Annotated in this window: 10 protein-coding genes; 5 read left to right on the top strand and 5 right to left on the bottom strand. The window is 72.6% G+C overall.

Features of this window, described 5'->3' with window-relative positions; translation table 11 throughout:
- Positions 1 to 273 precede the first annotated feature (273 nt).
- Positions 274 to 816 carry a signal peptidase I gene (gene lepB, locus AB0G16_RS16210; protein WP_362805100.1) on the top strand — a complete coding sequence of 181 codons (543 nt, stop codon included), beginning with the start codon at positions 274 to 276 and terminating at the stop codon, positions 814 to 816.
- 116 nt (positions 817 to 932) lie between these two features.
- Positions 933 to 2,573, top strand: a complete 1,641-nt coding sequence (locus AB0G16_RS16205) for a DUF885 domain-containing protein (protein ID WP_362805097.1) — start codon at positions 933 to 935, stop codon at positions 2,571 to 2,573.
- Between the two features lie 51 nt (positions 2,574 to 2,624).
- Here AB0G16_RS16205 and AB0G16_RS16200 read toward each other — a convergent pair whose 3' ends face one another.
- Both AB0G16_RS16200 and AB0G16_RS16195 read right to left on the bottom strand, forming a co-directional pair.
- Entirely contained in the window at positions 2,625 to 5,747 is a 3,123-nt protein-coding gene (locus AB0G16_RS16200) for a BTAD domain-containing putative transcriptional regulator (RefSeq protein ID WP_362805094.1), read from the bottom strand.
- 354 nt (positions 5,748 to 6,101) lie between these two features.
- A complete protein-coding gene (locus AB0G16_RS16195; RefSeq protein WP_362805090.1) occupies positions 6,102 to 6,368 on the bottom strand; it encodes a hypothetical protein in 267 nt (88 codons plus the stop codon).
- A gap of 238 nt (positions 6,369 to 6,606) precedes the next feature.
- On the opposite strand from AB0G16_RS16195, the gene AB0G16_RS16190 reads away from it, so the two are divergent.
- From AB0G16_RS16190 to AB0G16_RS16180, 3 genes are read left to right on the top strand one after another with little or no spacing between them, the layout of a single operon-like run.
- Positions 6,607 to 6,957, top strand: a complete 351-nt coding sequence (locus AB0G16_RS16190) for a hydroxyisourate hydrolase (protein WP_362805087.1) — start codon at positions 6,607 to 6,609, stop codon at positions 6,955 to 6,957.
- A 41-nt stretch (positions 6,958 to 6,998) separates the two neighbouring features.
- On the top strand, positions 6,999 to 7,838 hold the full coding sequence (locus AB0G16_RS16185) for a BTAD domain-containing putative transcriptional regulator (protein ID WP_362805084.1): 840 nt from the start codon (positions 6,999 to 7,001) through the stop codon (positions 7,836 to 7,838).
- On the top strand, positions 7,835 to 8,608 hold the full coding sequence (locus tag AB0G16_RS16180) for a hypothetical protein (RefSeq protein ID WP_362805082.1): 774 nt from the start codon (positions 7,835 to 7,837) through the stop codon (positions 8,606 to 8,608). The genes AB0G16_RS16185 and AB0G16_RS16180 overlap by 4 nt, the downstream gene beginning before the upstream one ends.
- Before the next feature lie 67 nt (positions 8,609 to 8,675).
- Here the strand turns inward: AB0G16_RS16180 and AB0G16_RS16175 are convergent, their stop codons facing one another.
- From AB0G16_RS16175 to AB0G16_RS16165, 3 genes are read right to left on the bottom strand one after another with little or no spacing between them, the layout of a single operon-like run.
- Positions 8,676 to 9,722, bottom strand: coding sequence for an FAD-dependent oxidoreductase (locus tag AB0G16_RS16175; protein WP_362805079.1), 1,047 nt, complete (start codon positions 9,720 to 9,722; stop codon positions 8,676 to 8,678).
- Positions 9,723 to 9,735: 13 nt separating this feature from the next.
- The gene (locus tag AB0G16_RS16170; protein WP_362805076.1) at positions 9,736 to 11,226 is read right to left on the bottom strand and encodes an MFS transporter; all 1,491 of its coding nucleotides are present in this window, start codon (positions 11,224 to 11,226) and stop codon (positions 9,736 to 9,738) included.
- Positions 11,223 to 12,461, bottom strand: a complete 1,239-nt coding sequence (locus AB0G16_RS16165) for an ATP-grasp domain-containing protein (RefSeq protein ID WP_362805073.1) — start codon at positions 12,459 to 12,461, stop codon at positions 11,223 to 11,225. The genes AB0G16_RS16170 and AB0G16_RS16165 overlap by 4 nt, the downstream gene beginning before the upstream one ends.
- Between the last annotated feature and the right edge of the window lies 1 nt (position 12,462).

Here is a 12,462-nt window from a genome sequence, read left to right as displayed (position 1 = left end):
GAGCGCTTCCCTGACACGGAAGAGGTCACAGGTTCAATCCCTGTATCGTCCACCATCCGCCACGACGCCCCTGACCGCCCTGGGGCGATCAGGCCGGACGGCCGCCGAGGCCCCCTCCTGGGGCCTGGCGGCCTTTCTCTCTTCTCCGGCCGGTGACCTACGGCCGTGACGGCCGTGGCAGGGCCGGAACCGCCGCGCGGGGAACGGGAACGGGACCCCGTCTGGGATCATGCTGGGTCGTATGCCGTCCGATGAACCCGGCGAAAGATGGTCATGTCATCACACAGGTCGAGAACGCTCCTCATCCCTTTCGCCCTGGCGCTGGTGTCGGCGTGCTCGGGCCTGAGCGACCCCGTGCTCTCCAAGATCGCCGGAAAGGAGACCTACCGGATATCGAGCGAGTCGATGGCGCCCACGCTCGTGCCCGGTGAGCTGGTCACCGCCACGAGGGTCGACGGCACGTACGCCCCCCGGGCCGGTGACGTCGTCGTCCTCCTGCCTCCGGCGTCGTGGGGGCTGAGCGGCGGGTCCATCATCAAGCGGGTCATCGGTGTTCCGGGGAGCACGGTCGGCTGCTGCGACGCGGCGCACCGGATGATCGTCGACGGCCGCCCGCTGGACGAGCCCTACGTGGCCGACGAGCGGGCCTCGTTCCTGGAGTTCGCGCCGGTGGCCGTCCCCGAGGGGCACGTCTGGGTCCAGGGCGACCATCGGGACGTCTCCCTCGACTCGCGCAGCCACCGCGACAAGGCCGGCGGCGGTATGGTCCCCGTGACCGGCGTCATCGGGGTCGTCGACGTGAGCACCGCCCGGTAGGGCCTGTCCCGACCGCCGGAGGGCGGGCGCGTCCCTCACCGCCGGGTTCCCGCACGTCGGCGGGCTCGATAGCGCGCAGATAGAGGGCGAATGCCGGGCCGTCCTACGTTTCCGGCATGAGCACTCCGATCTTCGCGCTTTGCGATGAGTACGTCACCCGCTGGGCGGCACTGGACCCGATCGCGACAGGTGCCGAAGGCATCGTGTCCGACTTCGTACCCGCCACCGACTACAGCCCCGCCGGAAGCGCCGCCCGGGCCGAGATGATCCGTTCGACCCTGAAGCGCCTGGACGAGCTGGTCCCGGCCGGTGAGGCGGACGTCAGGGCCGCCGCCCATCTGCGGGAGCGGCTGGAGGCCGAACTGGCCTGGCACGACACGGGTGAGCCGCTCCGCTGGGTGGCCGCGCCGTACGGGGTGCCCTACCGGGTGCGCTCCAGCGTCGTCCTGCTGCCCCACGGCAACGACGACGAGTGGCGCGACGTCGCCACCCGCCTCGCGGCGATCCCCGCGATGCTCGCCGGATGGCGGGAGAGCCTGGAGGCGGGGCTGGCGACGGGCCTGCCCGGCGCCCGCAGGCAGGCGCTGGCCATGGCGGACCAGGCCGACCAGTTCTCCGGCGCGGGCGGCACTCCCCCGGCGCACGACGCCTTCGTCGCCACCTACGGTGAGGGGCCGGTCAGGCAGGAGCTGCTCGAGGCGGCCGCGGCGGCCCACGCGGCCTACGCCGAGGCGGGACGCTATCTGCGCGAGGAGTACGCGCCCCGGGCGAGCGAGGCCGACGCGGTGGGTCCCGAGCGTTACGCGGTCGCGGCCAGGATCAGCCTGGGCGCCGACATCGACCTGCGCGAGGCCTACGAGTGGGGCTGGGCGGAGCTGGGGCGCATCGGGGCCGAGACCGCCGCCGAGGTGGAGCGGATCAAGCCGGGCGCGACGATCGAGGAGGCGACGGCGATCCTCAACGAGACCCAGGCCGTCGACTCCCTGGAGGACTACCAGGCGTGGTTGCAGGAGCGCCACGACTGGGCGATCAGGCAGTTGCACGGCACGCACTTCGACATCCCCGAGCCGCTGCGGCGCATCGTGGCCGAGGTCGACGTGAGCTCCACCTCGGGCGCGGCCTCCTACAACTCGCCCAGCGAGGACCTGTCGCGGCCGGGCCGCACCCTGTGGCCGGTCGGGGGGCGTTCCCGCTTCGCGACCTGGACCGAGCTGACCACGATCTTCCACGAGGGCGTGCCCGGCCACCACCTGCAGTTCGGCGCGATGCGCATGGCCGAGGACAGGCTGTCCCGGTTCGCCAAGGTCTCCTGGGTGGACGGCCACGGCGAGGGGTGGGGCCTGTACGCCGAGCGGCTGGCCGACGAGCTGGGCTGGTTCACCGACCCGGGCACCCGGCTCGGCATGCTCAACTGGTCGGCCCTGCGTGCCGCCCGGGTGGTCATCGACCTGGGCGTCCACCTCGACCTGCCGCTGCCCGACGGTTCGAGGTGGACGTTCGAGAAGGCCTGCGAGGTGCTGCGCGAGCAGGGCCGCTGCGAGCCGCACCGGGTCGAGGCCGAGGTGGTGCGCTACTTCGGCTGGCCCTCCCAGGCCATCTCCTACAAGCTGGGCGAGCGGGCGTGGGTGCAGGCCCGCGAGGAGGCCAGGGAGCGCCTGGGCGACGCCTTCGACCTGCGCGCCTGGCACACCGCCGCGCTGGATCTGGGTCCGGTCGGCCTGTCGAGCCTGGCGGAGGCGCTGCGCCGTATCCGCTGAGCGCCGGCGATCCCGGCACCGGGACCTCCGGTGCGGTGCCGGGCCGCCGGGTCAGGCGATGGTGAGGCCCTCCAGCTGGGCGCGTACCCGGGCGGCGATCGCGGGGGGCATCGCGGCGGCCAGTTCGAGCGCCTCCTCCGAGACGCTCCGCGCCGCTGCGGGCTCGCCGACGGCGGTGTAGGCCCCGCTGAGCATGACCAGGACGCGCATCTGGTGGAGCGGCGCGTCGATCTTGTGGAACAGGCCGAGGGCCTGGTGGAGGCGGCCGATGGCCTGTTCGGTCTGGTCGACGGCCAGGGCCAGCTCGCCCAGCCCGAGGACGATCCTGGCCTCGGCGAGCCTCTCGCCGCCGGTGGTCGCCACCTCCAGGGCCTGGTGGAGGGTGACCTCGGCCCCCTGGAAGTCGCCCTGGCGCAGCCGTGTGACGCCCAGGCCGTGCAGGGCGTACGCCTCGCCGGTGGGGTCACCGATGTTGCGCACGGTCGTGAGCGTCTGCTCGAAGACCTCCGCCGCCGACGCGAACTCCTCCAGCCGCAGGTAGGTCTCGCCCAGCCGGTGCAGGACCTGCGCCTCCACCCGGCGGCTGCCGCCGACCCTGCTGAGGTTCAGCGCCTCCGCCAGCAGGCGCCTGGCCTCCTCCAGGTCCTCGCAGTCGAGCCTGATCTGGGCCATGCTGTGCAGCACGTAGGCGGAGGCGACCTGGTCGCCGGTGCCGCGGAAGATGCCCAGCGCGCGTTCGTAGCGTTCCACGGCGTCGTCGAGCCGGCCGCTCATCCGGTCCAGGAAGGCGATGTTGCGGATGACGAGGGCCACCCCCAGGTCGTCCCCGGCCTCGCCGAACAGCTCGGCCGCCGACTCGAAGTCGCGGCGCGCGTCCCCGAAGCGCTGCTCGGCGATGTAGAGGGAGCCGATCGAGTAGAGCATCGCCGCCTGCCCGCGGCGGTCGCCGGCCTGCCTGGCGGCGGACAGGGCGACCTGGTGGGTCTCCCGCCAGTCGTCGAAGTAGATCCTCGACTCGAACAGCGTGACCGCGCTGATCGCGAGGTCCCAGCACAGCTCGACGAACCCGGCCTGCGCCGCCTGGCGGATGCCCGAGACCAGCGTCAGCCGCTCGCGCTCGTACCAGGGCAGGGGGGCCATGACCAGTTTCTCGACCAGCCGGTCGGGCAGCGGCCAGCGCGGCGCGTCGCTGTGGACCTGCACGTAGTCGCCGCCGTACTCGCGGCGGTGGGCCTCGCCGGTCAGGAAGAGCAGGCCGCCGAGCACCCGCTCCAGCGCGGCGTTGCGGTCGGCGACCGCCTCCTCGCCGGCGAGGCGCTCGCGGGCGAACACGTGGATCAGGTCGTGGAAGCGGTACTGGCTGTGCACGCCGTACCCGGCGTCGGTCGTCTCGACGAGCTGGCTGTCGGCCAGGTCGTCGAGCAGGTCCTGGGCGTCGGAGGGGTGGCAGTCGAGCAGCGCGGCGGCCATCCATCCCGAGAAGTGCCGCGACTCCAGGATGGCCAGGCGCCTGAACAGGCGGCGCGCGTCCTCGCTGACGCTCTCGTACGTCAGCGAGATGCTCGCCCTGATGCCCAGGTCGCCGTGCTTGAGCTCGTCGAGCCTGCGGGTCTCGTCCTCCAGCCGCCCCACGAGCTGGTCGATCGTCCAGTGGGGGCGGGCGGCGAGCCTGGCGCCCGCGATGCGCAGCGCCAGCGGCAGGTGGCCGCACAGGCCGGCCAGCTCGGCCGCCGACTCCCGCTCGGCCTGGACCCGCTCGACGCCGGCGATGCGGGCGAGCAGGTCCACCGACTGGTCGGAGTCGAACAGGCCCACGTCGAGGTGGGCCGCGCCCGCCAGCCCCGCGAGCCTGCTGCGGCTGGTGATGATCACCGCGGCCTCGGGGTTGCCGGGCAGCAGGGGCAGCACCTGGCTCTCGCTCCTGGCGTCGTCCAGGACGATCAGCATCCTGCGCCCGGCGAGCAGGGCGCGGTACATCTCCGCCCGCTCGTCCACCCCGTCGGGGATCGCGTTGCCCGGTACGCCCAGCGCGCGCAGGAAGCGTTCGAGCACCTGGCCGGAGCCGAGCGGGTGGGACTCCCCGCCGTGCAGGTCGGCGTAGAGCTGGCCGTCCTCGTAGCGGCCGGCGACGCTGTGCGAGACGTGCACCGCGATCGTGGACTTGCCGATGCCGGGCTTGCCGACGACGGCGATGACGGGGACGGCGAGGCGCTGGCGGTCCTCCGCGGCGAACGTGAGCTGGCGGCGGATGGCCTCGACCAGCTTGATCCTGCCGGTGAAGTCGGCGATGTCGGTGGGGAGCAGGCGGGGGACCGTCCGGTGGGCGGCCGGTGCCCCCCGTGTCTCCGCGTGGCCCTGCTGCCGCGGTCGCCGCTGCTGTTCCTGCTGCCGCTCCTGCTGGTGCTGCTGCCGCTGCCGGGCCGGCGACTCGAGGCTCTCGTCGGAGGTGAGGATGGCGTACTCGAGCTGCTGGAGGCTCTCGTTGGGTTCGATGCCCAGCTCGTCGATCATCGTCTGGCGGGCGCGGCGGTAGACCGTCAGCGCCTCGGCCTGGCGTCCCGAGCGGTAGAGCGCCAGCATGAGCTGGCCGCGCAGCCGCTCCCTGAGGGGGTGTTCCTCGACGAGCTCGCTGAGCTCGCCCACCAGCTCGTGGTGCCTGCCCAGTTCCAGTTCCAGCTCGACGCAGTCCTCGTTGGCGTTGATGCGGCGTTCGGTCAGCCTGCCGACCGCCGCCTGCACGAGCCGGCTCTCCTGGCCGTCGAGGGCGGGTCCCCGCCAGAGGGCGAGCGCGTCCCGGTAGAGCCTGACGGCCTCCTCGGCGCGGTGGTCCTCGCGGGCCTGGCGGGCCTGGCTCAGGAGACCCTCGAAGTTCTGGGAGTCGAGCTGCCCCTCGACGATGCGCAGCGTGTATCCCTGGGGGTGGGTGGCGATGACGTCGAGGCCTCCGTTGGCGGCGAACAGCCGTCGCAGCGAGGAGATGCAGATCTGCACCTGCGCGCGGGAGGTGCTGGGCAGGTCCTCACCGTAGATCGCCTCGGTCAGGCGCCCGATGGTGACCATCCGGTTGGCCTCCAGCAGGAGGCAGGAGAGGACGACCTGTTGCCGAGGTGCTCCCAGATCCAGGCGCTGCGCGCCGGCGACGACCTCCAGGGGGCCGAGGATCCGATACTCCACCGAATCTCCTTACAGAGTCGCGGCCTGTCCAGGAATTTCACCGCACGGTCGGTGTAAGAGAGACATCAGTGATCTGACCATTGCCTTACGTCATGCGAAACAGATTCGCCCCCGTCCTCGGGGCCTCCGGGCGGACGGCCCGGGGGTCATGAGGAGTAATTCATATGTATGTACCGCCACCTGCCCGGGATCATACAACGCCCCCCATTGGAGAACTAGGGGGATTTGTAAAGGTCTGCCCCTATCTGAGACTAACGGGGGGTTTCAGGTACGGAGAAGCGGCCGGGCCCGTGAAGGCCCCGGCCGCTCCGGTGGTTCCCGCCCGCGCCGATCTCGACGGGCGGTAAGAAGGTTCTAGCCCCAAGGGGTATTGCCGCCGGCGAGGCTCGCGGGAGTCTTACCGCCGATGCCCCAGGGGGTGTTGCCCCCGGCGGGGTTCGCGGGAGCGTTGCCGCCGATGCCCCAGGGGGTGTTTCCGCCGAACGCCGCGGTCGCCGTGACCCCGCCGGCGACGGCCCCTCCGGTGATCGAACCGGTGACGGCGGCGAGACCGAGGCACCCGAGGACGGCGACGGCGGAGATCATGATCCGAAGGGCGCCGATGCTCGCGAATTCCCGCATTTCCTGTACCTCTTTTTCGTGTCCCGCAGGCCGTTCAGTGCTGTCCGCCTGTCTGCTTCAAAACGTAAACAGACCCCCTATCCGCCCCTTATCCGATCCCTTCTGATCCGATATCCGCACCGTCCGGGGCCGGGGGACGGCCGGCGGATAGCCGGTCGAAGGTGGACCGATAACGCCCTGCCGCATCCTGATGTCACCGAGGGCGCGCGATACGGATCACGTGGCCTCGAATCAGCAGATGGGTATCCACATGAGCATCGCCACGCAGGCACTAGACGGCGTCTACGGCCGATCCGCGGCCGGTGTCCGAGCTCGCCTGGAGCGTGCCTCGGGTGCCGGCTGGGAACCGGTCTCCGAGGGCGAGACCGACATCGAGGGAAATGTCAAAGAATGGAATGACGAGTTCATGGAGCGGGGGCTCTATCGTCTCGTCCTCGCCACCGACCACTATTTCGCCGGGCTCGGCATGACCACGTCGTACCCGGAGATCTCGGTCATGTTCAAGATGCACGACGAGCGAACGCCCTTTCACATCCAGGTCGTGCTGGCACCGCACTCGTACTCGACGTGCTTCGGCGTCCGCGGGTGAGCCCGCGAGCGGCGGGAACCGTCCTCCTGAGGGAAGCGAACATGCCTGTTCAAGAATTGGTGAAACCCGGCCCCGACGGCTCCGGGCCCGAAGGGGGCACGCCCTCGGTCGTCGCCCGCTGCCTGAGCAACTTCCGCCTGGAGGTCGACGGGCAGGCCGTCTCGCACTGGCGCGCCGGCAAGTCGCGGGCCCTGTTCCAGTACCTGCTGGTCAACCGCGAGCGGTTCGTCCACAGGAACCGGCTGCACGAGGTGCTGTGGCCGGAGAGGGAGGACCACGGCTCCAGCTCGCTCAAGGTCGCCGTGCACGGCGTCCGGCGGGTGCTCGGCGCGTTCGAGGAGAGGGACGGCTTCACCCTGCTCTACCAGGACCACGGGTACGTGCTGCGGACGAACAACGCGTGGGTGGACATCGAGGAGTTCCAGCGCGCCTACGACCGGGGCCGGAGCGCGTGGGTGGCCAAGGAGCACGACACCGCGATCGCGTGGTTCCAGCGGACCGCCGACCTCTACACCGGGGACTTCCTCGCCGGCGAGACCGACGGCTGGATCAACGAGCAGCGGCAGTGGATGCGCGGGACCGCCCTGCGCGCGCTGTCGGCGCTGCGCACCGAGGCGCTGGAGCGCGAGGACTGGCCGTCGGCGATGCACTGGTGCCGCAGGGCCCTGGACGTGGACCCCCACCACGAGAGCGCCTACCAGGCCCTGATGATGATGCACGGCGAGCTCGGCGAGCTCGGCCGCGTCCTGAGCTGGTACGAGGTGTGCCGCCACCGGCTGCGCGTCGACCTGGGTGTGGAGCCGAGCGAGCGCACCGAGCGGCTGCTGACCACGCTCATGCGCGGCCGGAGCCTGCCGTCCCCGTCCGGCGGGCGAGCGTGACGCCCACGGCCCCGGGGCTCGACGCCACCCCCGGCGCCTCTCTCGACGCCTCTCTCGACGCCGGTCTCGATACCGGCCTTGATGCCGTCCCCGATGCCGGTCCGGGTACCGGCCCCGGCGCCGCTCCGGATGCCGGCCCCGACCTGGAGCGCCTGCGCGCGGCGGTCGGCGCGTTCGCCCGCTACGGCGCGGCCGACAGGTCGTGGGAGCGGCTGCTGGCGGCGACCGGACCGCGGGTCGACCCGGCCCTACCTGCCCACCGCCGGGCGCTGCTGACCTGGCTGAACGCCTGGGGATGCCGGCTGCGCTACCCGCGCGAGGGCGAGCACGACGTCTTCTGCGCCGGGACCGCCGCCTGGTGGGAGCGCCGGCGGGAGGACCTGCCCGCCCCGGGCGTCACGCTCGCCACCCTGGGCGACGCCGGGATCGACGTGCTGGGCGCGTGCTACGCCGAGCTGTCGGCGATGCCCGCGACCCCCGGCGCCAGGCCCCGCTCCCTGGGGCCGACCGCCGCGACCAAGCTGCTGCACGCCCTGCGCCCGGAGGCGCTGATGCCCTGGGACGCGGCCATCGCCGACGCCCTGCACGGCTCCCGCACGGCCGACGCCTACCGCGCTCACCTGCGGCTGGGCCGGGAATGGGCGCGGCGCCTGCTCGCGGAGGCGGGCCTCGGCGAGCAGGCGCTGGCGGCGGAGCTGGGCCGCCCCGGGCGCCCCCTGGCGAAGATGCTGGACGACTACTGCTACCTGACGTTCACGGTGGCGGCCTGACCCGCCGCCGGTCCCCCCGGTCCCCCCGGCGGCCCGGGCGCCCGGGCCGCCCACGCCGCCCGCGCGCTCACCGCAGGGACCTGACCAGGCTTCGCGCGGCCGTGCGGCTCGCGGCGAGCACGGTCTTGCCGGCGCCGCCGCTCCCCCCGGTGAAGGTGTAGACGCCCTTGGCCAGGGGGCGCAGCGAGAGCCCGCCCGTGGGGTGGTAGCACTCGACCGCGGTGACGGCCCTGACCGTCCCGCCGGGCGGCCGGTACCCGATCCTGGCCTCGGCGACGTCGAGGATCCTGCTGGTGAGGTCGGGGTCGGTGGGCGCGGTCCCGGGGGTGATGTCCCACCGGTCGGTGGGCAGCCCCAGCAGGACCCGCCGTTCGGCGTACGACCTGCCGTACAGCCCGGACGTCTCGTCGACGAACGCGGCGGGCCCCCTGCCGTCCGAGGGGCCGAGCACGTACTGGATCACCTTGGTGCGCAGGCCCGCGTCCGTTAGGCCCGTGCGGGCGAGGAGACCCTGGGTCCACGCGCCCGCGGCCACGACCACCGCGTCGAACCTGGCCGGCGCGCCCTCGGACGGCCGGACCTCGGCCTCGGCGGTGATGCCGTCCACCTGCCCGTCGGTGACGAAGGCGCCCGACCTGACGAGCTCGATCAGGAGCCGGTCGCGGAAGGCGTTCGGGGACAGGTGCCCGGCGCGCCGCTCGACGACCGCCACACTGCCCTCGGGCAGGTCGCGGAACGTACCTCGGGTGCCGAGCTCGGCGCCGCTGACCAGGGAGATCGAGCCGGGCAGGCGGCTGCGCACCAGCTCCACCAGGCTCTCGGTTCCCGCCCCCAGGCCCGGCAGCAGGTACACCGAGCCGGTCTCCCGGTAGGAGGCCCACTCGCGCAGCTCCCGGCTGGCGTGGAGCTCGGCCAGGCTGTCGGCGGCCTCCAGGCACAGGGCGGGGTCGGGTTCGAAGGCCCGGGTCAGTCCGCCCGAGGCGGCGCTGGCGTCGGCCCTGCGGTGCGGTTCCCCGGTGTAGAGGTGGACGGAGCTGCCCCTGACGACCTCGCACAGGCGCCAGGCGAGCATCGCCCCGGCGATCCCGCCGCCCACGACGGCGATTCTGATCATCGCGCTTCCCCGCTCATGTCGCCGAGGGGGTCGCGTCGCGCGCCCCGCCGGCCTTGTCGGGGACGGTGGCGCCCGAGGGGACGGTGTCCGCGGGGACGGTGTCCGCAGGGACGGTGTCCGCGGGGACGGTGTCCAGGACGACCGTGCCCGGGGCGAGCGCGTCCACGGCGACCGTGTCCGGTTCGCTCCCGTCCGGGCCGGTCCCGGCCGGTGCGGCTCCGCCCGGGGCGGTCCTGTCCGGGTCCCGCATGCCGATCATGCCCGCCACGGTCGCGATCGCCGAGACCAGGGCGGCCCACAGCCACACCGAGCGCCCCACCTGGAACCACACCAGGGTGCCGATGACCGGCCCGATCGCGGTGCCGAGCCCGAAGACGCTCTGCATGGCGCCGATGTAGCGTCCGCGAAGGTGCTCCGGGCCCGCCAGCGCGGGGTAGGCGAACGTGGTGGGCCCGCCGATGATCTCCGAGAGCGTCCAGACCAGGGTGCCGAGCATGAACCAGATCGGCAGGGGGGAGATCGCGTAGATGGCGTAGCCGACCGAGACGAGGCCGAGGCCGAGCAGCGCGGTCAACCGGATGGGCCACTTCTGCACGACCTTCGTCATCGCCAGCTCGCAGGTGATGACGATGAGGCCGTTCAGCGAGACGGCCGCGCCGTACCACCACAGGCTGATGCCGGCGGCGGAGATGTCCAGCGGGAGGGTCGCCGTGTACTGGCAGTAGACGATGGAGGTGAGCAGCATCGCGACCAGGTAGACGCTGTAGCGCCAGTCGGCGAGCACCGCGAGGTAGCCCGTGCGGCCGCCCTCGGCGGGCCTCGCCTCCCCGGTCTCCACCGGCTTGGCCGCGGCGCGCGGGGCGCGCTTGGGCAGCGCGAACATCACGGTGACGCCGAAGATCAGCGCGGCGGCGGCCTCGCCCCAGAAGAGCGCGTTGTAGGAGACGGCCAGCAGCGCGGCGCCGATCAGCGGGGCGGCGGTCATGCCCAGGTTCAGGCCGAGCCGGTACATCGCCGTGATCATCACGACCCGGTGTCTCGGCGTCAGCTCGGTGAGCATCGTCTGGGCCGCCGGCCGGTAGAACTGGCCGACCGTGCTGACCATGAAGATCGCCGCCAGCAGTGTCGCGTAGTTCGGGGCGTAGAGGATGGACACGATCAGGACGGCCGAGCCGCCCATGCTGATCAGGGTGACCATCCGTGCGCCGAGCCGGTCGGAGAGCGACCCCCCGGCCAGCGAGCCCGCCACCGCGCCGGCCCCGTACACGCCCAGGGCGAGACCGGCCTGGGTGGCGGAGAAGCCCCGGTCGGTCAGGAACAGCACCAGGTAGATCTGGATGAACGCGGCCAGCCTGCTGATGAAGCCCCCGAAGAGCAGCGCCTTGACGGCGCGCGGGGCCTCCCGCAGGGTGGCGAACACGCCGTCGTCCTGCTTGGGCGGTGGCGTCGGGGTGCCCGGGGGCGTCGGGGACACGTTGCTCTCGTTCTCGATAACGGCGGTCATGCGGCTGCCTTCACCTTCAGGCGCGCCTCGGCCGCGTCCAGCGCGGCCCGGCACTCGTCGACGGTCGGGGATAGCGCGGTGGCGTAGGCGATACGCCCCCACAGGGTGCCCTTGGGCGGTGGTGAGACGGTGGCACCCGCGGCGACCACCGGGACCACCCGGTCGATCTCCGCCGGCAGGCCCGTCTCGTCGAACGCGATCGACGCGATCGTGGTGTCGTCCTCGGCGACGTAGAAGAAGCGCACGCCGCCGACGAGCTTGCGCTCGGGGGCCAGGGCGGGGGTACGGCCGCAGGCCACCGCCGCGGCGGCCAGGCCGGGGTCGATGCCGGTGGTCAGCAGCCCGAGGTAGGGGATCATGTCCCCGCCCAGGCGCGCGTTCACCTCGATGACGCGCAGTCCCCGGGAGGAGAGCTTGATCTCGGTGTGGGTGAAGCCGTCGGTGAACCCGAGCGCGGTGTGGGTGTCCTGCAGGACGCGGCGGAACTCCGCGTCCTCCAGGAGCTCGTCCTGGGCGTCGACGAAGTGGCCCACCTCCTCGCAGTAGGGCTCGTAGCCCAGCACCTTCCTGCCGAGGAAGAGCGGCGTCACCACGCCGTCCTGGACGACGGCGTCGACGCTGACCTCGGGGCCGTCGGCGAACTCCTCCACCAGGACGGGGATCTCGAACGTCGCCCCGCCGGGGACGTGCAGGTCGTGGACGAAGGCGAACCTCTCGGTCAGCTCGGCGGCGTCGTCGACCTTGATGACGCCCAGGCTGCCGCCGAGGCCGCGCGGCTTGAGGATGGCCGGGTAGCCGACCGTCTCGGCGGCGCTCAGGGCCTCGTTCAGCGTGGAGACGGCCAGCGACCTGGGCTGGGGGACGCCGAGCGCGTCGAGCGCGACGCGGGTGAGGTGCTTGTCGCGGCAGCGGCGCACCATCTCGGTGTCGCCGCCCGGCAGGCCCAGGGCCTGCGAGACGTGCGAGGCGGCCAGGATCGTGGCCTCGTCCCAGCACAGCACCCCGTGCACGGGCTCGCGGGCGGCGAGCTCCAGGGCGGCGGCGGCCAGCGCGGGGCCGTCGCCCAGGTCGGCGACGACGGTCCAGCCGGTGACGTACTCCTTCTCCCAGCCGGGCTCGGCGGTCACCATGAGGTGGACGCGGTACTCGGTGGCGATGGAGCGCAGCAGGTACTCGCGGTAGTGCCGCATCCCCGTCGCGACCAGCAGGATCAGCGGCCTGGTGTCGGTGGTCATG

It is taken from the genome of Streptosporangium sp. NPDC023615 (assembly GCF_040640155.1).
In the GTDB taxonomy this organism is placed as follows: Bacteria; Actinomycetota; Actinomycetes; order Streptosporangiales; family Streptosporangiaceae; genus Streptosporangium.
This window is presented reverse-complemented; position numbering and strand designations above follow the sequence as displayed.